Raw genomic sequence first — 24199 nt, forward strand, 5'->3', positions numbered from 1 at the left:
CCTCTTGTTGATCGTCACTGCGAGGCCGGATAAGCGCGAGCCTAAGCAATCTTTTTTGTCAATTCATCAAATAGCTTCACTCCTTAGCAAATCCCTTTCTTCAGTTCGCAATGACGATTCATCACTACAAAAACATCTCTAATTCCGAGGTCTGTGTCTCCACAGACCTCCACGGAAATTTCTTGTTTCATGCCCTGAGATTAAGTTTTCTTAATGGTCTGTGGAGATACAGACCATGGATATCAGAGTTCTTTATTGAAAAATATCCGCAAGCAACTCATACGATTTTATCCGGTCTTCAAAATGCTCGGTAATGGTAACCGCCATCAGTTCATCTACATCATAATCGGCAGCCAGTTTTGTAAGTCGCTTTTTAATTACGGCTGGTGTACCATAAATCATCCTTGGTTTATTGGCGTTAATCCTTTCTTGTTCTGCGGCACTATAACTAATATCTTTAATATCGTTCCAACCTACCGAAGTTAATCCTCCACCCTTTTCTAGCTGGAGAAAACGATAACCCATTAAAGCCTCCTGCTGCTTTACCTTTTCCTCATCTTCTGAGCAGAAAACAAAAAGTGCCACATTTTCAACTGGTTTTGCTAAATCAACCGAGGGCTTAAAATGTTCCCGGTAGTATTGAACAGCCTGCGGCCCTCCATGCGGATTAATAAAATGTGCAAAAGAAAAGCCCATTCCAAAGTGAGCCGAAAATAAAGCACTTTGTCCGCTGCTGCTCAAAAGCCATTGCTGTGGAACGGTTTCAGCAATGGGAATGGCTTTTATTTTGGCCTGGATACCACCATCAGAGGTATCATGCAAGTAATGTTGCAGCTCACGCAGTTGTTCTACAAAATCCTGCTCGCTCCAATTGTTTGATGGGTTAAGCATCGAAGCCGTAATGCGGTCGGTACCCGGTGCACGGCCCATTCCCAGATCGATCCGGTTAGGGTGCATCACTTCCAGCAAGCGAAAACTTTCTGCAACCTTTAACGCACTATGGTTAGGCAGCATAATACCGCCAGAACCTATCCTTAAGGTTTTGGTATGATTGGCCAGATGGGCAATTAAGATTTCGGGCGTTGAACCCGCTAAACTGGTGGTATTGTGATGTTCTGAAACCCAGAAACGGTGATATCCCAATCTTTCGGTTTCTTGTGCTAGTATAGTGGTTTCTTCAATGGCGCGACGAGCTGTAACACCCTTGCGAACCGGCGATTGATCTAACACACTTAGTTTAATTTTCTTATTGCTCATATTCGTATCTAACAAATTTATGAGCCTGCTTATTTAAAACATGAGTTCGAAAAGCTTTATGACTTTTAGATTATTGCACCAAAGTCAATTTGACCAAATACTGATCTTCGCCATCGTCAAAAATCAATTCAGCATTCCATCCTGTTTCTTTAGCAATCTGTTTAATGGTTTCTTCATCTATATAAATCCAATTAAACCAACTGCCTTTTTCGCCTTTATATTCATACTGATAAGATACCTCACCATAATATTGGTTTTGCGGTTTCGGCATATCTTCGTATAAATAAGCAATATCAGAAGAATCGAAAATAACCTGTCCATTGGGATTGATGAGGTCTTTTAGCTTGATCAGGAAATCCTTAAAACCGGGCAAAGTTCCGGTTAAACCGATGCCGTTCATGAGCATGATAATGGTATCGAATTTCTCCTGATAGGTAAAAACATCCTGTATGAATGCTTTTTTTACACCACGCGCTTTCATAATATCAACAGCTGCTTCGGAAATATCAATAGCCGTTACATCGATATTAAAAGCCTGTAAAAGTAAAGCATGACTGCCAACACCGGCACCAATATCCAATACCTTTCCACTGCACATGTACAAAGCCTGAAGCTCTAAAACGGGCATGTCTTCATCATCACGGAAGAAGAATTCTAAAGGCATTTCTTCTGGCTCGCCATACGAATTGTGCAACCAAAGCGTATCAGCCTCGCCGGTTCTATAAATATCTGTTAACGCTTTACCAAAAACATCCATGTGGGCAAAGATAGGGAAATTGGAAGATGGAGGATGTATAAGGGAAGATCGAAAATTATAATGACCTCAAGGTATCGTCAAATTGCGGAGTACGAAGCAATTTTCAACGATCGCTAGATAAATCCAAAGCCTTAGGATTGCTTCGTACCTCGCAATGACGAATTTGGTCTATGTTGATCCGGATTATAAATCCGGATCAACATTTTATCTTATTCAATCTCAAATACCTGATGATATTCGGGGATAGCCACATGTTTAAAGCCTTTATCTTTTAACCTGCTTGCGAAATGTTGCTGCACTTCATACTCTCCATGCACCAAAAACAGCTGTTTTACTTTCGCTGGGTCTTGACCAGATAAAAATTGCAATAAATCTTCATAATCGCCATGTGCGCTCATCGATTTTATCGATTTTACTTCGGCTTTAACTTCATATTCGTCGCGGAAAATCTCTACAACTTTTTGTCCGGCAATTAATCTACCGCCCAAAGATTTAGGTTCGCAATAGCCCACCATTAAAATGGTATTTTTCTGGTTACTGATATTATTCCTAATGTGGTGTTTTACCCTGCCAGCCTCTGCCATACCCGATGCCGAAATAATTACACACGGTCTTGGATCGGCATTTAAAGCTTTCGATTCTTCTACACTTTCGATAAAACGCAAGCCTTTAAAACCAAATATATCATGATCTACCTTTAAAGTTTCTTTAACGCCATTATTGTATACTTCAGGGTGGTTTTTAAGAATTTCTGTTGCCTTTGAAGATAAAGGGCTATCCACATAATAAGGTACATCAGGTAATTTACCTTTTAATTCTAAACCATTTAAGGCATAAAGCAGCTCCTGAGTACGGCCCACAGCAAAAGCTGGAATAATTACTTTCCCCTTTTTCACTTTGCAGGTATTATTAATGATCTCTAAAAGCATATTTTCGATCGGATCAAGGTCTTTATGTAAGGAATCTCCGTAGGTAGATTCCATTAAGATATAATCGGCCTGATCAAACTGTTGCGGGCTTTTTAAAAGTAGATCGCCATATCGGCCAACATCGCCAGAAAAGGTAATCCGTGTAGGTTTTCCATCTTCTGTAATGGTAAGGTGAACCGCAGCACTACCTAAAATATGCCCTGCATCAGTAAACTTTAACCGAATTCCCGCCTCAATCTCGAAATCTTCTTCATACTCCACAATTTTCATCAGACTAAGCGTTTTGGTAACGTCTTCTTCAGTATAAAGTGGTTCTTCCATTTCCTCGCCCTTGTGTAGGTGGCGGTTCGAAAACTCAGCATCCTGCATTTGGATTTTGGCAGAATCCATCATTAAAATGCGGGCCAGATCCATCGTTGCCGAAGTACAGAAAATTTTGCCTTCAAAACCCTCTGCTACCAATTTTGGCAATAAACCACAATGGTCTATATGTGCGTGTGATAAAACGAGATAAGTAACCTTTTTGGCATCGAAACCAAAATAGTCGTTTAATTTATCGGTAACATGGCCCATCCCCTGGAATAAGCCACAATCTAATAGTATTTGAGTGCCGTTTTTTAAGGTAATAAGGTGCTTACTCCCCGTAACGGTACGGGCGGCACCATGAAAAGCAATGTTCATTTAAATGCTGGTTAGAATATATAGAATAAAAATGCCGGATATTTCCGGCACTTCCAATTCTTTATGCATTTATTTCTGCTATTTTATCTTTCACCTTATCAGCAGCAACCGTTGCTTTATCGGCTAAACCTGCTAATTTATCTTTTGAAGCGTCTAACAGATCAGCAAAAAAATCTGATATTTTACCTTTTAAATCGCTGCTAGAATCTGAAGATAATGCCAACGCGATTGTTGCACCAAGTGCTGCTCCAGCTAATACGCCTACTATAATTTTTGTTTCCTTTGTCATAACTTTATTCTTTAATAATTAAACATTAATTAGCACTTGTTGTTTTGGTTATTACAACATAAATCATTCCATTTAAATGAAGCATATTTTTTTTATCGATCTAGACAATACCATCTATTTTACCAAGCCTAACGAAGAACAGTTGATGGGTGAACTTTATCGTTACTTAGAAAGTCTGGATTTAGGAATCAGCGATGAAAAATTTCAGTTGGCCAAAGGGGAAATGTTGAGAACGCCTTTTGTGAAAGTGGCTAAAAAATATGGTTTTAAGGAAGAGATAATGCCTGAAGTGATTTCATATCTGCACAGTAGAGAGGTAACCAAACCCTTAAAGCCAAGCGATGATTATCATTACATTAAAAGCCTTAACGGCCGGAAATTTATTGTAACGGCAGGTTTCCCAAAACAGCAAACCTCAAAAGTAAAAATGTTGGGCATTGCTGATGATTTTGAAGCCGTACATGTTGTAGATGTTTCGACCACCAATAAAAAGGAAGCTTTTAAATTGTTGATTGATAAATACGCTTTAAACACGGATGATATTTTAATTATAGGTGATGATGCAGAATCGGAAATTAAATTTGGTCTGGAACTGGGGATCGCTACTTTTTTACTCGATCCCGAAAACCTGCACCCAAATGCAGAAAGTACTTTTAGGGGAACTGATTTAAGCAAGCTTCATGCAGCGGCGGGACAATAATCTAAACCATATTTTCTTGTTGTGTCACCCTGAGCGAGCTTGCACTGAGCGCAGTCGAAGTGAAGGGCAAACCGATGAGATTAAGTGGATACTAGGACTGCTGCCTCCGAATCAATACTGGTAAAGATTATAAACCATTAGGAGAGCAGGTTTCTGTAACTATTTAGGTTTCTTCCCGTTTTCCGTTTTATCCCGATGAAACCTGTGAAACAAGCAAGCACACCATAAAAGAAAAAACAGTGCTTAAATCGGGATGCTCACTCCAATCGGGTCTAAGTGGCTTGTTAAGTGGTGCTATTTTTGGCTGGGTGCTACCTGCACAACCCTTTGTTCTTAAACCCGGTAGTAGCGGCAGCCTCCTCCCGATTTCACATCGGGATTTATCGGAGCTATAGCGGATAACGGGACTGCTGTTTCCGAAGCAGTACTGAAGGTTCATTTTCAAATCTAAAGATTATAAAAAATGATTAGGAGAGCAGTTTTATGCAACTATTTCAGTTTCTTCCCGCTTTTCGTTTTACTTTGCCTGCGGCTTCGTGTCCACTTCAATCGGGTCTAGGTGGCTGGTTAGCTGGTGCTATTTCTGGCTGGGTGCTACCTGCATAACCCTTTGTTTATAAACCAGATGTTTCCGAATCAGTGCTGAATGTTCATTTCCAAGACTAAAGACTTAACGAAGTTCCACCACCTTGCTATTAAAGTTATAGGTCTTTAAAATAAAAAAGTCCCGATTTTCATCGGGACTTATCAATCTATCCTCTACCACCTCTTGATGGTCTTCCTCCTTCAGAGCCACTTCTTTCACCACCTCTTTGTTGCTGTTGTTGTGGTGCTTCTGTTCTTCTTTGTTCTTGTCTTTGTTGCTGCTGCTGTGCTCTTTGTTGTTGAACCTGGGCATCACGCTGTGCACGTTCCTGTTGTTGTTGTTGTGCTTGTTGAGTACGTTGCTGCTGTGCCTGAGCATCGCGTTGTGCTCTTTCTTGTTGCTGAGCCTGGGCCTGTTGCGCACGTTGTTGTTGCATCTGCTCATTTCTTTGCTGTTGCATCTGTGCATCTCGTTGTGTACGCTGTTGTTGAGATTGGGCTTGTTGCGCACGTTGCTGTTGCATCTGCTCATTACGTTGTTGCTGTACCTGAGCATCACGTTGTGTACGCTGTTGTTGCATCTGCTCGTTACGCTGTGCTCTTTGTTGCTCCATTTGGCCCGCACGCTGTTGCTGATCTATCTGACCACGCTGCTGTGTTTGCACATCGCGCTGTGTACGTTGCTGATCTTGGCTCATACGGTCTTGCTGTGTACGCTGTTGCCTCATCTGCTCCAAACGTTGCTGATCCTGACCGCGGTTTACATTTTCCTGTCCGTTTCTTCCGTCTACACCATTAGTATTGCCACGGCTAACACGTCCATTAGCATCTCTATTATAAACTTCGCCTCTATTATTAGGCTGATTATTATTATCTCTGCCTATAGTGCCGTTGTTCCTATCGGATTGCCCGGTACGGTTATCTCCTCTCGTTCCAAAACGGTTATCGTTATTATTGCTATTACCGCCTCTTTGATCGCGATTGGTATAACCTTCATTCCTTCCACCCCTGCTAATGCCAGCATTACCTTGCTCAAATTTTCTTGGTGCTGCACTACGATTATCAGCATTACGCTCTGGTCTAGGTCTGTAAATAGATACTTCCCTGCTATTAATCCTGCTTGCACCTGGCCTAGAACCTTGCGCATATCTATAAACGGTTACATCTCTATTGGTTGCACGTCTTATATCTTCTACCCTTGGGCCACCATAATAGGTTCTTCTGTTATAAACATAAGTATTATTGATAATGGTGGTATTGCGGATATATACATTATTGCGTCCGTAATCATATCTTGGGAACACATTGATATAGATATTGCGTTGTGGAATAAAGTTCCAGCAGAATTCTGGCACTGAATAACGACGGCCAAAGCTCAGATTTATACTAATACTTGGCGCCATTGGAGCCCATCCGTAATAACCATCACCGCTTCTCCAATCTACCCAGGCTGGTCCCCAATTGGTATCAGGTAACCAGATCCATTGTCTGTAACTGTTAATTACCCAACGACCGTAGTGGAAAGGTGCCCAACCCCAATCGTAATTGGAAACCCAGGTATTGCCGTATTCGGTCATCGCCCAACGTCCGTTTGTATAATATGGCCGAAATTCGCTTTGATCTACATCAGGGCGCCAAACATATCCATATTGAGGATCTTGTATCCAGGTACCATAAGGCGAAAGTTCATCGTAAAAAGTCTGTAAAGAAACATTGCCAGTGCTGTAACCATCGTCCTGGTAATCGTTTTGATAGTCTTGTGCCCTGACAAGGGTTGTGGTTCCGGCAAGGAGCGCAAAAAGCCCCAGCACAAGTGCCGTAGATTTAAGTGTTTTCATTTGTGTGTTTTATTTTAATAACCTAATGTGTGTGTATCAATTAGAGAACCAAAAATGCAGAAGGTTTAATATGCATGCATAGTTTCTGTATTTTCCTTCAAATATTGCCTTACGAGGCATATTTAACTAATATTTAACGTTTTAAGCACATTTTAATTGTGCAGAAAATAAGTCAGTTAGAAATAAAATTTGCTACACCTTTGTTCACAAAAGAGATTATATTGCCAGTACTGTAAACTTTAGAACTTAAATTCTATTTATTGTGAGTATTTTTGTAGCATGCAAAAAGGCACTTTATACCTTATTCCCGTACCATTGGCTGAAGAGGTAGCACATAAAACTTTTACCCCTTATTTGGTTGATACCATTAACCAGATTGATACTTACATTGTAGAAAACAGTAAGACAGCCCGTCGGTTTTTGAAAGAGGCTGGTTTAAAAACACCACAAAAAGATTTGATCGTACACGATTATGGCAAACATAACCGGACAGATTTAGGTCAGTTTTTTGTTGAGCTTGCTGCCGGAAAAGATGTAGGCTTAATGAGCGAAGCTGGTTGTCCTGGCATTGCCGATCCTGGAGCTGATATTGTTGCCGAAGCACATAAACGCGGCATTAAAGTGGTACCATTGGTGGGGCCAAGTTCGATTTTGCTGGCTTTAATGGCCTCAGGTTTTAACGGACAGAGTTTCGCCTTTTGGGGTTATTTACCGATTGATAAAGAGCAACGTACCAAACGGATTAAAGATTTAGATTTATCGGCAAGCCGTTATAAACAAACACAGATATTCATCGAAACACCTTTCCGCAACAACCAGCTTTTTGAAGAAGTGCTGAAAAGCTGCAAACCCAATACACAGGTTTGTGTAGCCAGCAATCTTACTGCAGAAGATGAATTTATTAAAACTCAAAGTGTTTATAATTGGCGCAAAGAGGAGATAGATCTTCATAAACAGCCTACCATATTTTTGTTGTACTAAGATAAAATCGTCATCTCGATCCGATAGCTATCGGATGAAGCGTAGTCCCGACATTAAGTCGGGAGGGAGATCTTTAGACTATGTTAAAAGATTTCTCGACTCCGTTGCACTCTGCTCGAAATGACGAGCAAATTCAAAAAATCAAAACATATCTAGCACTACATTGGTTGTTATTACAGCGCGCTGCAATTTATTCACTAAATCTTTGAGTTATGAAAAATACGAGCACACCAAAAAACAATCCAACGGTCCAGGGCAGTTCAATAGCTGACCGAGCTAACCACGATGTTAAAACAGATAAAAAAATCCAGGGAATAACCAATGGAGGCGGTCAACGGTCAGATCAAACTTCCAACAAGGACAATCAAAGAAAATACGATAACAAAAAGTAACTAAAGGCAACTTAATATACCAAAAAGCTTGTCGGAAGATCCTTATTGAATGAGATTTTCCGACAAGTCATTATTTAACGAATAGTATTTTATTTCGCCATTACATTATAGAAATTATAATCCGTCATAGGGGCACCCGTTATTCCTAAATTATGGCAAATGGTAATGATCTGGCCACGATGGTAGGTACTGTGGTTGAACACATGTAACACATATTCAAAATTCTGAAAGTCGGAAGTAAACCAAGGGCTTTGAATTTCTGTTTTCTCATTAAATCTATCTTCACTGATTGCAGTAATATAAACGGCTAAGTTTTCTGACTGTTTCAACAGCGCATTAAAAATATCATTCAAACTTCCATATTCGCGAAATTCGAATTCGGTTTTAGTGAGAATTGAATACCAATACTCCTGTGCCTGTAAAATATGGGCAAGCGTTAACTTCACACTTTTAAAACTCGATAATACTTCCTGCTCCAATAACTCTTCCGGATGATTTTTTAACCAATTTACCAAGGTTAAATTTGCCCAGAAATTATAGTTTGCATAATTTTTCATTAAATACACAAGGGAAGTTTCTTCCATTGTTTCTGCGAATAATTGTTCCTGTACCATGTCTTTTTTTGTTTTAGTTACACAAAGAAAATACAGGTGACTGACAACCCTATGGCAGTGTAAAAATCAACATAAAAATATTTTTAAAATAAAGTGTTTTCTTCATTTCAGTTTACATTTCCCATCATGCATTTTCCCCTCTTACCTGATCATCCTGTCAGGAGAAAAAGCAATAAAATATTCTGATCCGGTTTGGATACTAACATTAAGATCTGGCACATTAATTTTAGGTTGTTCCTTAAGCTGCGATAATACGCTTGCTGCAAAATCATGTATCTTTTTTGGGTCTACCTGAACAGAAACCGTAGGGAAGAAATCGTGCTCTATTTCTGCCTTTCCCTGCTCACTTACCTGGCTGAACTTCCACGATTCTTTGGTCCGAAAACCATTTTCGTTGTTGGCATTGTTTAAATGATATAAAAACACTTTCGCCTGTAAGGCTATACTCTCATTTTGCATATTAAAAAATTTGGGCTTTTTTGGCCATAATTTGGCAAGGTAAGAAGAATTAACCGGTAGTATGTTTTTTTTGGTTGGTAAGCGACATGGAATTAATCTTGTTTTTCTTTGACAACTCTTATTTAACTAAAATATTATCGATAAAACAGATTGTTTATGTAAATTTTAAAATACAAACATAACTTTAAAACATTACAAAGCATATTGATTAAGTTTTCGTGTAAAATTATCCTACAGCCAAAATTAATGTAACAAGTTCTGTTACATTTGTTTATCAGCTCCGAAAGGACTTAACTAACTTAAACTTAATGAAAAATAATCTAAAAAAGATTGCCATCGTTGCCATGGTGGCAGTGGTAATTGCAGCCTGTAAAAAAAATCAGGAATCGATCACTGAATCTCAAGAAACGGTAAAAAATTCGGACAAAGTTTTGCAGTACATTAAAGACCTGGGCTTCCCTGCAGCAAGTATTGTTGATAATGGAAATGAATTTATCGTAGAAGAAGATATTACATTCCCCAAAAACATGGAAATCCCTGCTAATGGCGCTGGCGCTAAAACTGAGCAGTATTATACCGGAAGCATTGTAAACAGCACTAAAAAGCTAAACATTAGAATTTTTGTAGATCCATCTATGACTTCTATGGGCAGCGAGATCAATAGTGCTATTGCACAATGGAATGGTGTTCCAAATTCGACCTTACGTTTTAGCGTTGTAACTACAGCACCTTATGACATCCTGATCAAAGATGAAAATTTAGGAAATGGTGTTTGCGGCCAAGGGCAATTCCCTTCAGGCGGAAGTGCAGGTGCTTTGGTTAAAATCAATAAAAATTACATTGCTGGTAATTCATTTGCACAGCGCGCAAGAACAATATGCCATGAGTTTGGACATTGTATTTCTTTCAGACATACCAACTGGTCAGCTCAGGGCGAATCTACTGCTACAAATGTTCCTGGTGTTACCGGAACAGATGCCTTATCTCTTATGAATGGTGGCCAATGCGGATCAGGTGCCACTGTATTATCAACAAAAGATAAAAATGCTGTTGCAGCATTATATTAAATTTGCTAAAAACAACTAAACAAACCTAAACTGGTCTATAAGGAGCTGATAATTAATAAGCCCGGGAGTTCATTGTAGCACCCGGGCTTATTCTTTTGATAAGGCAATAATATCTTTTCCTTCTAAAATCCTCCGCTCGCCATTATGGCTTAAAGTATTGATCATGGCATTGCCCAGTTCGGCCATAGTGCAAAACCCACTTGGATAAACGGCCCTTCCAATAGGAAATAGCCAGTTGATATATTTATAGAATTTATGGGCATATTTTTGTCCCGGCAGCGGCTTAATAAAACCCGGGCGAAAATTAAATACCTGCCCGAAAGGCAATTTCATTAAATCATGCTCTGTTTTACCCTTTACCTGTGCCCATTTCAACCGTCCATTTTCATTGGTTCCTCCACCGGAAACATAACAAAAAGTCATCCCCTCATTTAGCTTACTTAATGTTTCTGCAACATGCATGGTTAGCGTATAAGTCATTTTGTAATAGATATCGTTATTAACACCTACCGAAGTAATCCCTAAACAAAAAAAACATGCATTGTAACCCGCAAGCTGATTTTCAATCTGCGAAAAATCAAAAAAATCGGGATGGATGATCTCTTTAAGCTTTGGATGGTTATAACCACATGGCTTGCGGTTAATCACTAAAACAGTATCAATTTCAGGGCTGTTTAGGCACTGCATTAATACCCCTTCGCCAACCATCCCAGTAGCACCCGTTATGATTACATTATTCTGATCTCTGGTTTTTCCCATAATACGATTTGCTTAATAAACAAAAGCTAAAAAAGAGGTACTTTGTTTCATTGCTAAGGTAATATAAACAAAAAGAGCAACTGATTAGGTTGCTCTTTAAAGTTATTTTGTATTGGCTTTCATTTGATAATCTTTAGGTGGTTCTGCTCCTAAAAGATGCTGTACGAAGTAATCCCAACGGCGACGCGTCATATAAGGCGAGTATTCACCATAACCATGTGCACTATTTGGAAAAATAACCAGATCGAAAGATTTATTTGCTTTTTCTAATGCCTCTACAACTAATAATGTGTTGTAAGGCGGTACATTATCATCCATCATACCATGTACCAACATCAGTTTCCCTTTTAGGTTTTTAGCATAGTTCTGGTTGGCCTGTGCTTCATAATCGGCGTTTTCTACCAAACCATTGTAACGTTCGCCCCAATCGTCCTCATAGTTTCTATTGTCATGATTACCTGATTCGGAAATTCCTACTTTAAAGAAATCCGGGTAACGGAACATGGCCGCAGCAGTGGCAAAACCTCCGCCCGAGTGTCCCCAGATACCGACTTTTGTCGTATCAATAGGATATTTAACAGAGAGCTGCCTGATAGCCGCAATCTGATCAGGCAAAGTATTCTCAGCCATATTGCCATAGCTCATATCATGAAAACTTTTAGAGCGGTCTGGGTTACTGGTCCCTTCTATTACCACTACAATAAAGCCTAGCTCGGCCAAAGCCTGATTATCGCCACGTGAGGCAGCAAACGACCAACTGCCTACGCTACCACCCTGAGGACCTGGATAAATATAATCGATAACCGGATATTTCTGCCCTGCATCCATTTTTGTTGGTGTGAAAACCAGCCCGTAGATATCAGTTTTACCATCTTTGGCTTTAACAGAAACAGGGATAGGAGCTTTCCAGCCTGTAGCAGTTAACCTGGATACATCTGTTTTCTCTAAGGTGTTGATCAGTTTTCCGGTGATACTTCTTAAAACCGTAACGGCCGGTATATCTGGTTGTGAATAAGTATCTACAAAATATTCGAACGATGGAGAAAATACCACCTGATGATTACCTTCTTCGGGGGTTAACAATGCTAAATTTTTTCCGTCGAAACCGATTTTGTATAAATGGCTGAAATAAGGATTTCCTTTTTCGCGGCCATTGGCCATGAAGTAAAGCGTGCGTGTTTTTCCGTCTACTTTAACTAAACGGGTAACTACGAAATCGCCTTTCGTAATCTGGTTCTTCAATTTTCCATTGGTAGCATCATATAAGTATAAATGACCCCAGTTATCTCTTTCCGAATACCAAATAATCTCTTTAGACGCAGGAAGGTAACGCCAGTTGATGGCTCCCTGACCAGATTCGTATTGTGTTTTGACCGTTTCTTCGAAAACTTCGCGAACGGCCCCTGTTGTGGTATTGGCAATACGGAATTTTTCATTTTTATGATCGCGGGAGGTGGACAGAAATGCTACTTCAGTGCCATCGGCTTTCCAATCGATATCATCAAAAGTACCACTGCTCGAAATATCATCACTTAAGGTAGCACGGTGTTGATCTGCAGGGATGTTTAGCGAAACCATCTTCGCGTTTTCTACATCAATCACCACTCTTCTAATGGTTGCAATCTGTTTATCGCCAGGTAAAGGATATTTCCAGGCTTTTAATACTGGCGCGCCCACATTTGTGGTTACTAGGTACATGTCTTTTGAGTTTCTTTGGTCTTGTTGAAAAGTGGCTATCTTTTTCGAATCAGGCGACCAGCGCAAAATTGGTGCATCGCTATGCTTCCATCCCGCATTATCGGTAGCATAACCATAATCTTTAATTCCATCAGTAGTCAATTGTATTAATTTTCCAGTGGCTACATCTTTAACAAAGAGGTTATAATCTTTAATTAAAATGGCTTTCTTCCCATCGGGAGATAGAACTTCATTCCGGCTGGCCCCAGGTCGTGATGGTGTTGCACTGCCTTTATAATCGGTAGTTAAAGTTTTCGTTTTCTTTACCGGATCTACCAAAAAAGCCTGCTCAGTACCATTCGTTTTAGTAGTATACCAGAATTTATCGCCCTCCAGCCAGTTAGGTTGCACGCTGGCATGGTCAATATACTTTGCGGTATTATAGCTCATAAAACTTTCCGCCCTTTCGTAATCTTTAACGGTTAGGGCCTTCTGCTGAGCATTTGCGGTAATGGCCAAAGTACAAGCCGTTACGGTAAGCCAATATTTATTCATCATGTTAGTTAATCTTGCGCTAAAAATAAGACTGTTTTAGGAAATGATTAGTATTAATCATGATACAAATTTAGGTGGTATATCGTTTTTAACCACAAAGAACACGGAGAGAGGCGTGAAGGGTACAGCGCTGGGAGCATAGCTTTCCACAATATTTTTTTATCATACAATTTATTTGCACCATGTTAACCCTTTGGTTACCCTGGGCGTTTACCTGAAAGATATTTTTGATAATAGAAATGTGTAAACAAGGTTATTCTTGTGAGCAGTTGGTCGCCAGAAAGAGCAGCAAGGAGGTTATAAGATCTCTATATAACCATCTGTTCCGTTAACTCGAATACGCTGCCTGTCTTTGATCAGTTTGGTGGCATTTTCTACGCCAACGACCGCTGGCAGGCCATATTCTCTTGCAATTACAGCGCCATGCGTCATTAATCCACCAACTTCGGTAACCAAGCCTTTTATTGAGACGAACAACGGGGTCCAACTGGGATCTGTAAATGGGGTAACCAGTATATCTCCATCTTCCAGATCAGCATCTTCCATGTTTAGGATTACGCGTGCCCGTCCTTCAATCAATCCTGAAGAAACCGCTAAACCTACAATGGCCTCTGCCGGAAGGTTCTCGCAATTATATTTACCCATAATAACTTCGCCATCAGAGGTAATTACCCGTGGCGGCATAAGTTTCTTGTATTTGCTGTACTTTTCTTTTCGTTCAACAATAAGCTGGTAATCAATTTGATGCGTGCGTACCACTTCACAAAGTTCTTCAAAAGTGAGGTAATAGCCATCTTCCTTTTCATGAAAAACATGAGCATCCACGAGTTTTTCGACTTCTTTTAGTAAAGCCTCCTTATAAACAAAAAAGCGGTTAACAATACCGTATTTTGGATATTCACGATAACCCGCAAAATTCCGGAACAGACTGATCATTTGCTTTGTTTCCAGGGCTTTCTGTTCACCATCTGGTAAATGAGCCAATCTACTCAATAATTCATTTTCCTTTTTTAAAGCTTCCTGTTTCCCCTGCTCAAATTTTCGTTTACCAGCATTGGGCTCAAAGTTTTTGATATTGCTAAGGATTAAGGGAATTAATATCGATGGTTTTTCGCTCCAGCGTGTGTTCGTAATATCAATTTCTCCCGCACACCGCATTCCGTATTTATCTAGATAAGTACAGATAGCGTCGCGGGTTTCCTTTCCACCATCAAATTGAATCAGGCCATCTAAAAAATTATCCTCCTTTCCCTCTTGTAAATAATTAATGATCTCTGGATAAGGACGGATTACATCTGCAACATCCAATAATGCCAAACCCATTTCTGAAGTAATATTGTTGGGTGCCGACTGAGACAATGTATCTGCCGGATTTTTTTCACCCAACCATTCTTCCATCTTTTCATTGAGCCAGGATGAAGCATTCATCGCGGCTATGATCACCCCCATATGTTGCGAATCAAATATCATCTTCTTTGATTGCTCGATGTCTTCCAGGATAAAATCAAAAAGGCCTGGTCCTGATTTCGATTGGATATTTTGTTTTAGTGTTTCTACTGACGCCTCATTAGTTTTGATCAGACCAGCAACGATAGCAGGGTCATTTCCTATCTGCGCTAAAATATCGGCGGCCAACAAGCCCTTAGTACTCTTGACCAGCACTGGTACTTTTCCAGCATCTGGTAGTTGTTTTATGAAGTCGCCTCTTTCTGTGATGGTGATCAATGCATCTTTTATGAGCGGATCATGTTGCCCCATCGCATCTAATAAATTCGTCCTCCCAGCTGCGGTGGCCAGACTATCCGTTACATCTACAAACAACCTTCCGCCAGCACTAAACATTGGCCTGGCTGCCCTTAACTGCCATAACGATAGCCCTAATGGCTTCATGGCATCAGTCATCATTTGCTGATGTCCGACAGATATGTAAACATGGTTTCCCTGATCGTTCCCTTCGGGGATTGGGTATAATGTAGTGATTGGCCTACTCTGAACAATATAAAACCTACCATCAACCAAACACCATTCGATGTCTTGGGGATGGCCGAAGTGCTCCTCAATCTTTCTACCCAGCTGCTCAAGCTGTAAAATCTGTTCATCTGTAAGCACTTGACTATTTTGCTCTCCAGCTGAAAGCCCTTGAGATTTTGTACCACCGTCTTTTAAGGCATAAATAGCCAGTTTCTTAGTTGATATTTTTTTATTGATAATTCTGCCACTGCACACCTGATAATTATCGGCATTTACCAGGCCCGAAACCAGTGCTTCACCCAGCCCAAAACTGGCATCAATAGATAACATTTTCCGATTTCCCGAAACCGGATCTGCCGTAAATAAAATTCCTGCTGCCTGCGGGAAAACCATTTTCTGAACAACGACAGATAATTGCACTTTCCGATGGTCAAAACCGTTCTGAAGGCGATAAATTACCGCCCTATCGGTAAATAATGATGCCCAGCACTTGCTGATATGTTTTAAGATGGCTGTTTTTCCGATAATGTTCAGGTAGGTATCCTGCTGACCTGCAAAAGATGCTGATGGAAGGTCTTCGGCGGTAGCACTAGATCGGATAGCAAAGGCTTCATGCTCGTCAAAATTGTTAAGATAACTTCCAATTTTTTCGGATATATCATAGTGAATAGGTAAATTTTCGATTAGTGTCCGGATTTTTTCGCCAATTTTACTGATTGTTGAATGCTCTTCTACTTTAAGGTTTTCTAATTCTTTCAACAAGCTATTTAGCTCTTGATTGTTTTCGGTTATCCTCTTATACGATTCGGTGGTTACGCAAAAGCCATCGGGCACTTGTATCCCTTCAATTTTTGATAATTCGCCTAGATTGGCGCCCTTGCCCCCAACTTCTAAAACATCAGACCTGTCGATTTCCTGAAAACCAATTACATATTTGCTCATTCTATTTCGTTTTTTTATCTGGTAGATATTTGGTTCTTCCTTAGTGGTTCGAAAACAATTCGGCTTTGTTTATCAACATCTTAAACTCAGTTTCAAAGGAAGTGAAAAGCCAAAAATATAAGCTATAAAGTACCGAAACAACGTTTTTTGACTATATTTTTCCAAACGCAATAATGGTAGAAGTATTGGCGTTATCCTTACAACAAAGCGGCAATAATTAAGGTAAAATTATCCGAGATTTCCTCCCAACAAGGCGCTTTAGTTTCCTCCTTAAAAAAAACAGCCGTCATTTAGACTACAAGCAAACTCAATTTGGCTACATCAGCATCTACACATTGCTGCAACTTTGTATTGTTAATTTAAAACAATAGAAAATGCAAAAGACAATTTTTATTACAGGAGCTTCTACAGGTTTGGGAAATGCTACTGCCAAATTATTTCAGCGCAAAGGTTGGAATGTAATTGCCACCATGCGTAACCCTGAAAAAGATACAGAATTAAGTGCATTAAGCAACGTTACCGTACTTCCTTTGGATGTGACCGACCTTGCTCAGATTCAATCGACTGCAAAAAAAGCAATTGAACAAGGTGTAGATGTAGTTTTTAACAATGCTGGTTATGGCTTAATTGGACCATTAGAAGCACTCAGCGACGAACAGATCGTAAAACAACTTAACACAAATCTGTTGGGTGTAATCCGTGTTACGCGGGCATTCATTCCTTATTTCAGAGCAAAAAAAGAAGGTTTGTTTATCTCTACAACTTCTATCGGCGGATTAATCGCTTTCCCACTAGGCTCAACCTATCATGCTACCAAATGGGCATTAGAAGGATGGAGCGAAAGCATGGCCTTTGAGCTGAACACCTTTGGGGTAAACATTAAAACGATATCTCCGGGCGGAATCGCAACAGATTTCATAGGTCGATCTTTAGAATTGGCGAGCAGTGAGGATTATGATTCGTTGGTACAATCAATGATGGCAGGATTTGGCTCAATGATGGAAACGGCTTCTTCTCCTGAGCAAATTGCTGAGGTGGTTTATGAGGCTGCCACAGATGGCAAAACCAAACTGCGTTATGTTGCCGGCGAAGATGCAAAGGCCTTGTATGCGCAACGACTGGCCCAGGGCGACGAAACTTTCAGAACAGAATTAGCCAAAGTTTTTTTAGGTAAGTAATGATTAAAAGGGCAATGCAGACCCAATGATTTGTGTTGCCCTAATATTTGTACTTTTATATTATGGAAAAGAAAGCCCCTTTACGCATTTCAACAATCTCTGAAATACATGCGTTGCTGCAAGTCCCCAAACCCGTCCATCCGTTGATCAGCTTGGTCGATAATTCGCTGATGGCCACCAATACAGAAATGTTAGACCGTCCGTTTTTTTTCAACTTTTATAAGATTTCCTATAAATATTCAACAACAGGCCGAATGGGCTATGGACAGGGTTATTACGACTTTAATGAGGGCGGTATGATGTTTACTTCACCAAATCAGTTGATTTTTGCAGATAATGAAGCTAAATATTACGGGGCTACACTTCTGTTCCACCCCGACCTCATCCGGAGCTATCCGCTAGGGTCGACCATAAAGAAATATGGTTTTTTCTCGTACGAAACCAATGAAGCGTTATTTCTGTCAGAAAAGGAGAAGAAAATAATTTTAGGGCTTTTCGATAATATTAATGAAGAACTAAACACTTCAATTGATGAAATTAGTCAGGATGTGTTGGTTTCTTACATCGAAGTGTTGCTCAATTATAGTAACCGGTTTTACAAACGTCAATTTATTACCCGAAAGGTGGTTAATAATGATATATTGGCCAAAATAGAACACTTATTAGAGGATTATTTTACTGATGAAAAATCTTTGGTTAACGGATTGCCAACAGTTGAATATCTAGCCGCAGAAGCAAACCTTTCGCCACGTTATTTAAGCGATATGCTCAGGGCTTTAACTGGACAAAATACCCAGCAACTTATTCACGAAAAGTTAGTTGAAAAAGCAAAAGAAAAACTTTCGACAACTGAATTGTCAATAAGTGAAATTGCCTACCAGCTGGGTTTTGAGCATCCACAATCATTCAGTAAGCTCTTTAAAACAAAAACACATTTATCGCCTTTGGAGTTTAGGCATTCTTTTAATTAGAGATCGGATAAAAATAGCTTTATCAGAAATATTAAGCTGATGATCGGCCACACACAAAACGCAAAATATTAACAATTAATAAGTTAACACAAAAACAATAAACATCCCAGGTTTTTTATGATCTTTGGACAAGAATGATATGCGTAGATACGAGTAGAAATTAAGGCTGGAATTTCGGCTTCAAATCCGTCATTTTGTATCCGAATGAAAACCAGAATGAGATTTACATACACCAGGGCAATTGCTAAAAAAATTCTTCTTGCATTTCTTGCATGCACTATTGTTGCGGTGTTGGCGGCTCTTGTTGCCCTCAATACGATTACAGATAAGCTTGGAAGCATCTCTAAATTAGCAACCAATATTGAACAAAACCAATCAAAACCAGAACAGATATTATTATTAATTCACCGCGCTGAAGATGACTTTCAGGAGTCGTTGCTTACCACGGGCAATAACAAATATGCAGACTACAATACAAAGATTGTAATCGTTTTTAGCATGATCGATTCATTATTGAAAGAAAATGCTGATACCTCTAAACTAACGGCTTCACAAAGTAAAAAAGTAAAGTACTGGTACCATGAAAAAATGAAATTATCGGATAGGTTATTTGTGCTCAAACGCAGTTTCGATTCCTTGCTCACGATATATTCAGATTTTAATAGGGAGAATACAAAAGGAGATGTGGCCAGTTTTCATACAGAAACCCCGGCTATCCGGAAAATCAAAACAGATACGGTATTAAAAGTTACGCCCAGGGAAAAAAAAGGTTTTTTTAAAAGAATAAAGGATGCCATCGCCAACAAAAATGAGAAGTCTGTTGTTGAGATAAACCATTATAAAAATGTGGTGGTTAGTCCTCCTGATAAACAAAAGACTAATGATGGAGATAAAAAACTGTACGCCAGAAAGCTGGAATTGCTACGTCAAAAGAATCAAAAACTCCTTACGATACAGAGTGAGCTGATTATCCTGAATTCACATATCAGTAATGAGCTGGAATTCATTATCAATAATATAAAAGACATCAATTACAAGTTAATTGATGAGTTTAAAGTAGTGGCTTTAAAAAATTACGAGCAAACCACCTCTGTATTGGTCCGGTTTTATATATCGGCATTGTTCCTGGTGCTTTTATTTGCTGTTCTGTTGATCGTCTTTATCATCCAGCTGAACAAAGCTGAAGTTTTGCTAAGAAACGAAAGCGAACAATCTGCGATGGAGGCTCAGCAAAGAATCGATGACCTGATGAAAAAAATTGAATTGAACGAGCGCAGTCATTCACCTTCAAAGCTAGAGGCACTGAAGGAGATCGTTCAGCTTGCGGTTAACAATAATCCTGCATTTCTAATAAAGTTTAATGAGTTTGACCCAGATTTCAGTCAGAAGCTGTTAAAAATAGCTCCGCATCTGGTTGCAAGCGAAATTGAACTCTGCATACTGCTGAGGCTAAATTTTGAAACCAAAGAGATTGCACGCCATACAAAAGCTTCTGTTCGCGCAATTGAGAGCAAAAAATACAGAGTCAGAAAAAAACTGAATATACCATCAGATAAAGATATCAATATTTGGATGGCCCATATCTAATAAATATCTCCAGTATGCCTGATATGAAACAATATGCTCATTTTAGGTGCCTCCTGTAGGTTACACAAAAAAATATAACATAAAAAGAGCCCTGTTTACCAGGGCTCTTTTTATGCGGAGAGAGCGGGATTCGAACCCGCGGTACCTTGCAGTACACACGCTTTCCAAGCGTGCTCGATCGACCACTCTGACACCTCTCCGTGCTGGATTGCAAAAGTATATTTTTTATTGATAAAAAAAATGCTCCCGATTAAAATCAGGAGCATTTTATAAATATGATATTAGAAATTAATCTATAACCGTAATTTTTAACATATTGGTTTTACCTTTTGCTTCCATTGGGATAGCAGCAGTATTGATAATGATATCGCCTTGTTTAACCAATTTTTTGCTTTTTAAGAATTCGTTAACCTCGATAATGGTGTTATCGGTACTTTCCCACTTATCATAGTAGAAGCCTCTTACACCCCAAAGTAAACTTACTGCGTTTAATAAAGCCCTGTTACTGGTAAAAATAAAGGTTAAAGCTTCCGGACGGTGGCTTGAGATTTCGAAAGCAGTGTAACCGCTTAAAGTCATCGATACAATACCTACCGCGTTAGTTTGTTTCGCTAAGAAACAAGCTGAATCGCAAATCGCATCACTTAAGAAAGAGGGTGATTTTGGTTTTAAAAACTTATCAGGATTGAAAGGATAATTATTCTGCTCAATGTTCTGGATAATTTTTTGCATGGTTTCGATCACGATCAGCGGAAATTCACCAACTGAAGTTTCTCCACTTAACATCACTGCATCAGCACCGTCTAAAACAGAGTTTGCCACATCATTCACCTCAGCACGCGTTGGGCGAGGTGTAGTAATCATGCTTTCTAACATCTGGGTGGCCACAATTACAGGTTTAGAAGCTGCTCTACATTTAGCAACGATCATTTTTTGCAACAATGGAACTTCTTCCATCGGACATTCAACACCTAAATCGCCACGGGCAACCATAATACCATCGGATACTGCAATGATCTCATCGATATTGGCAATAGCCTCTGGCTTTTCAATTTTAGCAATAACACGGGCAGTTTTGCCACGCTCTGCAATAATTTTTTTAAGTTCGATAATGTCATCAGCCTTACGCACAAAAGATAAACCGATCCATTCTACATCGTTTTCCAGTACAAATTCTAAATTTTCGCGGTCTTCTGGTGTTAAAGAAGGGATAGAAACTTTAGTATTTGGCAGGTTTACACCTTTTCTTGAAGTTAAAATACCACCATGAACAATCTCGCAAACTACTTCATCCTTTAAGTTGGTAGAAATTACTTTCATTTGAAGCTTTCCATCATCCAAAAGGATAATTTCGCCAGCCTGAACATCCTGAGGGAAGCTTTGGTAAGTGATGTAAATCCGTTCCTCATTACCTATACATTCGGTAGTGGTAATTACGGTAGTTTTACCATTGATCAGGTTAATACCACCTTCTTTTACTAAACCGATACGGATTTTAGGACCTTGTAAATCGGCAAGAATACCTACATTATAATCGTATTTTTTGTTTAAATCGCGGATGGTATCCAAAACCGCTTGGTGATCTGCTTGTGATCCGTGCGAAAAGTTTAAGCGGCAAACATCTAAACCTGCGTTAAACATACTATATAATACATCTGGTTTTGCTGATGCAGGCCCAAGCGTGGCAACAATTTTAGTTCTCGAATGAAAAGGTTTCATTTAATTAATTGATTTTAGCAATGCAGTTTAAGAAAGCAAATTATTATCTAAAATAATCAAACTGCATCAAATTTTATATATTTTGTTCTTTTGTTCTTTGTTTGTAACCGTCAAATATAGTGTATTTAATACACCAAGTATATAATTTTTATATTACCAAATTCTCACGGCTCTTTAACTTGACCGGATCTATCTTTGCAGCCACCTGTATATCAGGCAGTTTATTTAAACCGTTGATTAAATAATCCAAATCTTCCTTATCAATAAATTCTTTAATAATAATAAAAAAATCTACTTTGTTCATCTCGGGAATTAGAAAACCATCGCTGCTTTTATTGCAAATTAAGTAGTATTCTACCTCACCTTGCTCTACAAAAAAGTAATATTTCGAGAAACACCAGGCTGGTTCGTCAATATTAAAAAATATTTCATGGTCTTCTATTTTTTCGAATTGAGTATTCAACCGGGTATTAATTTTGTGGCAAAGCACATAGTCTTTTAAGGGTGCTGTGATCGCAATTAGTATAAAATCAAGGTCTAAGGTAAGTTTTAGGTAAGTCTTATTCAAAGCGAAATAAATTATTTACAGAACGAAATTAAAAAACTAATTCTATATTCGCTGTGTTATTGAGATACCAAAATTACGTATCGAAATAAAAACATTTGAAAATTGTAAGAATTTATTTTTCTTTGCACAGAATTATTTAACCATTAAATTATAAAATTATGTCTGATATTGCTTCAAGAGTTAAGGCTATTATCGTAGAAAAACTAGGTGTTGACGAAAGCGAAGTTACGCCAGAGGCTTCATTCACCAACGATTTAGGTGCAGATTCTTTAGATACCGTAGAATTGATTATGGAATTTGAAAAAGAATTCAATGTAGCTATTCCTGATGATCAGGCTGAAACCATCGGTACAGTTGGTCAAGCGATTGCTTATTTGGAAAAAAACGTTAAATAGAATTACGCTTTTTCAGTATAAATGGAATTAAAAAGAGTAGTAGTAACAGGGTTGGGTGCGCTCACTCCTATAGGCAATAATGTTCCCGATTTTTGGGAAGGATTGACTAACGGGGTGAGTGGCGCTGCTCCTATTAAGGGTTTTGATACTGAAAAGTTCAAAACCAAATTCGCTTGCGAGGTAAAAAACTTTAATCCTGAAGATTTTTTGGAGAAAAAGGAAGCCCGCAAGCTAGATCCGTTTGTACAATATGCTCTTGTAGCAACAGATGAGGCTGTTAAGGATGGTGGTTTTGATTTTGAAAAATTAGATACCAATCGGATCGGAGTTATCTGGGGCGCGGGCATAGGTGGGTTGAAAACTTTTTTGGATGAAATTTCGAATTTCGCTAAGGGAGATGGTACGCCAAGATACAATCCATTTTTTATCCCTAAAATGATTATTGATATTGCTCCAGGGCATATCTCGATCAAATACGGCTTACGTGGGCCAAATTTTGCAACCGTTTCGGCATGTGCTTCTTCAACAAACGCAATGATTGATGCATTTAACTATATCCGCTTGGGTATGGCTGATGTAATTATCAGCGGCGGTTCTGAAGCGATCATTAACGAAGCGGGCATGGGCGGTTTTAATGCCATGCATGCATTATCAACACGGAACGAAGATCCGGCAACGGCATCACGCCCTTTTGATAAAGACCGTGATGGTTTCGTAGCCGGTGAAGGTGCAGGAACCATTATTTTAGAAGAACTTGAACATGCAAAAGCAAGAGGTGCAAAAATTTATGCAGAGCTTGTTGGCGGTGGAATGAGTGCCGATGCTAATCACATCACTGCACCACATCCTGAAGGTTTAGGCGCTAGAATGGTAATGACCAATGCACTAAAAGACGCTGGTTTAACAACTGCTGATATAGACTATATCAATGTACACGGTACTTCTACGCCTCTTGGTGATATTAGTGAAACCAAAGCCATTGGTACATTATTTGGTGAGGATGCTTATCGTTTAAACATCAGCTCAACCAAATCGATGACTGGCCACCTTTTGGGTGCAGCTGGAGCTATTGAGGCTATTGCAGCAATTCTTTCTGTTAAAAATGATATTGTTCCTCCAACAATCAATCACTTTACAGATGATCCTGCATTTGACCCTAAATTGAATTTTACTTTTAACAAAGCGCAAAAACGTACCGTAAGAGCTGCTTTAAGTAATACTTTCGGTTTTGGCGGCCATAACGCTTCTGTTATTTTTAAGAAATACGAAGATTAATTTAAAACAGCCCTGCTATATAATTTTGTATGCTAATTAAAAATAGATAACTT

The 24199-nt window shown here is 39.2% G+C and carries 21 protein-coding genes and 1 tRNA gene; 9 read left to right on the forward strand and 13 right to left on the reverse strand.

What is annotated here, in order from left to right:
- Window positions 1-252 precede the first annotated feature (252 nt).
- The 4 genes from J7E57_RS13690 to J7E57_RS13705 all read right to left on the reverse strand — a co-directional run bounded on the left by J7E57_RS13690 (window position 253) and on the right by J7E57_RS13705 (window position 3913).
- A complete protein-coding gene (locus tag J7E57_RS13690; RefSeq protein WP_215124933.1) occupies window positions 253-1257 on the reverse strand; it encodes an LLM class flavin-dependent oxidoreductase in 1005 nt (334 codons plus the stop codon).
- A gap of 70 nt (window positions 1258-1327) precedes the next feature.
- Window positions 1328-2014 carry a class I SAM-dependent methyltransferase gene (locus J7E57_RS13695; RefSeq protein ID WP_215124932.1) on the reverse strand — a complete coding sequence of 229 codons (687 nt, stop codon included), beginning with the start codon at window positions 2012-2014 and terminating at the stop codon, window positions 1328-1330.
- Window positions 2015-2223: 209 nt separating this feature from the next.
- Window positions 2224-3624: an MBL fold metallo-hydrolase RNA specificity domain-containing protein gene (locus J7E57_RS13700; protein WP_215124931.1), complete on the reverse strand. Its 1401-nt coding sequence runs from the start codon at window positions 3622-3624 to the stop codon at window positions 2224-2226.
- A gap of 61 nt (window positions 3625-3685) precedes the next feature.
- On the reverse strand, window positions 3686-3913 hold the full coding sequence (locus tag J7E57_RS13705; RefSeq protein ID WP_215124930.1) for a YtxH domain-containing protein: 228 nt from the start codon (window positions 3911-3913) through the stop codon (window positions 3686-3688).
- Window positions 3914-3989: 76 nt separating this feature from the next.
- On the opposite strand from J7E57_RS13705, the gene J7E57_RS13710 reads away from it, so the two are divergent.
- Window positions 3990-4613, forward strand: a complete 624-nt coding sequence (locus tag J7E57_RS13710) for an HAD family hydrolase (protein ID WP_215124929.1) — start codon at window positions 3990-3992, stop codon at window positions 4611-4613.
- Window positions 4614-5365: 752 nt separating this feature from the next.
- Here the strand turns inward: J7E57_RS13710 and J7E57_RS13715 are convergent.
- The gene (locus J7E57_RS13715; RefSeq protein WP_215124928.1) at window positions 5366-7036 is read right to left on the reverse strand and encodes a DUF6600 domain-containing protein; all 1671 of its coding nucleotides are present in this window, start codon (window positions 7034-7036) and stop codon (window positions 5366-5368) included.
- A 279-nt stretch (window positions 7037-7315) separates the two neighbouring features.
- Here J7E57_RS13715 and J7E57_RS13720 point away from each other — a divergent pair, with 279 nt between their 5' ends.
- A complete protein-coding gene (locus J7E57_RS13720; protein ID WP_029274984.1) occupies window positions 7316-8017 on the forward strand; it encodes an SAM-dependent methyltransferase in 702 nt (233 codons plus the stop codon).
- Window positions 8018-8229: 212 nt separating this feature from the next.
- Complete coding sequence (locus J7E57_RS13725; protein WP_057931837.1) at window positions 8230-8409, forward strand: hypothetical protein; 180 nt, start codon at window positions 8230-8232, stop codon at window positions 8407-8409.
- An 89-nt stretch (window positions 8410-8498) separates the two neighbouring features.
- On the opposite strand, the gene J7E57_RS13730 is transcribed toward J7E57_RS13725, so the two are convergent.
- Window positions 8499-9023: a DinB family protein gene (locus J7E57_RS13730; protein WP_051691638.1), complete on the reverse strand. Its 525-nt coding sequence runs from the start codon at window positions 9021-9023 to the stop codon at window positions 8499-8501.
- A 141-nt stretch (window positions 9024-9164) separates the two neighbouring features.
- On the reverse strand, window positions 9165-9482 hold the full coding sequence (locus J7E57_RS13735) for a hypothetical protein (protein WP_029274987.1): 318 nt from the start codon (window positions 9480-9482) through the stop codon (window positions 9165-9167).
- Window positions 9483-9790: 308 nt separating this feature from the next.
- Between J7E57_RS13735 and J7E57_RS13740 the strand changes: the two genes are divergently transcribed.
- Window positions 9791-10549 (forward strand): M57 family metalloprotease, encoded by a 759-nt coding sequence (locus tag J7E57_RS13740; RefSeq protein ID WP_215124927.1) that lies wholly within the window; start codon window positions 9791-9793, stop codon window positions 10547-10549.
- Between the two features lie 87 nt (window positions 10550-10636).
- Here the strand turns inward: J7E57_RS13740 and J7E57_RS13745 are convergent, their stop codons facing one another.
- The 3 genes from J7E57_RS13745 to ppsA all read right to left on the reverse strand — a co-directional run bounded on the left by J7E57_RS13745 (window position 10637) and on the right by ppsA (window position 16453).
- Window positions 10637-11308 carry an NAD-dependent epimerase/dehydratase family protein gene (locus J7E57_RS13745; protein ID WP_215124926.1) on the reverse strand — a complete coding sequence of 224 codons (672 nt, stop codon included), beginning with the start codon at window positions 11306-11308 and terminating at the stop codon, window positions 10637-10639.
- Window positions 11309-11410: 102 nt separating this feature from the next.
- Window positions 11411-13543: a S9 family peptidase gene (locus J7E57_RS13750; protein WP_251029915.1), complete on the reverse strand. Its 2133-nt coding sequence runs from the start codon at window positions 13541-13543 to the stop codon at window positions 11411-11413.
- A gap of 294 nt (window positions 13544-13837) precedes the next feature.
- Entirely contained in the window at window positions 13838-16453 is a 2616-nt protein-coding gene (gene ppsA, locus J7E57_RS13755; protein ID WP_215124925.1) for a phosphoenolpyruvate synthase, read from the reverse strand.
- A gap of 374 nt (window positions 16454-16827) precedes the next feature.
- On the opposite strand from ppsA, the gene J7E57_RS13760 reads away from it, so the two are divergent.
- From J7E57_RS13760 to J7E57_RS13770, 3 genes are all read left to right on the forward strand, one after another.
- On the forward strand, window positions 16828-17631 hold the full coding sequence (locus J7E57_RS13760) for an SDR family oxidoreductase (protein WP_215124924.1): 804 nt from the start codon (window positions 16828-16830) through the stop codon (window positions 17629-17631).
- A gap of 62 nt (window positions 17632-17693) precedes the next feature.
- Entirely contained in the window at window positions 17694-18602 is a 909-nt protein-coding gene (locus J7E57_RS13765; RefSeq protein WP_215124923.1) for a helix-turn-helix domain-containing protein, read from the forward strand.
- 216 nt (window positions 18603-18818) lie between these two features.
- Entirely contained in the window at window positions 18819-20189 is a 1371-nt protein-coding gene (locus J7E57_RS13770; RefSeq protein ID WP_215124922.1) for a helix-turn-helix transcriptional regulator, read from the forward strand.
- Between the two features lie 115 nt (window positions 20190-20304).
- Here the strand turns inward: J7E57_RS13770 and J7E57_RS13775 are convergent.
- The 3 genes from J7E57_RS13775 to J7E57_RS13785 form a co-directional block, all read right to left on the reverse strand.
- Window positions 20305-20389 (reverse strand) — tRNA-Ser (locus J7E57_RS13775).
- Window positions 20390-20477: 88 nt separating this feature from the next.
- On the reverse strand, window positions 20478-21908 hold the full coding sequence (gene pyk, locus J7E57_RS13780) for a pyruvate kinase (protein WP_215124921.1): 1431 nt from the start codon (window positions 21906-21908) through the stop codon (window positions 20478-20480).
- A 148-nt stretch (window positions 21909-22056) separates the two neighbouring features.
- Window positions 22057-22476 (reverse strand): IPExxxVDY family protein, encoded by a 420-nt coding sequence (locus tag J7E57_RS13785; protein ID WP_215124920.1) that lies wholly within the window; start codon window positions 22474-22476, stop codon window positions 22057-22059.
- 158 nt (window positions 22477-22634) lie between these two features.
- Here J7E57_RS13785 and J7E57_RS13790 point away from each other — a divergent pair, with 158 nt between their 5' ends.
- The gene (locus J7E57_RS13790) at window positions 22635-22871 is read left to right on the forward strand and encodes an acyl carrier protein (protein ID WP_008508386.1); all 237 of its coding nucleotides are present in this window, start codon (window positions 22635-22637) and stop codon (window positions 22869-22871) included.
- Between the two features lie 21 nt (window positions 22872-22892).
- Window positions 22893-24146, forward strand: a complete 1254-nt coding sequence (gene fabF, locus J7E57_RS13795) for a beta-ketoacyl-ACP synthase II (protein WP_029274997.1) — start codon at window positions 22893-22895, stop codon at window positions 24144-24146.
- Window positions 24147-24199: the final 53 nt, after the last annotated feature.

The sequence above is a fragment of the Pedobacter sp. ISL-64 genome (assembly GCF_018613605.1).
Lineage (GTDB): Bacteria > Bacteroidota > Bacteroidia > Sphingobacteriales > Sphingobacteriaceae > Pedobacter.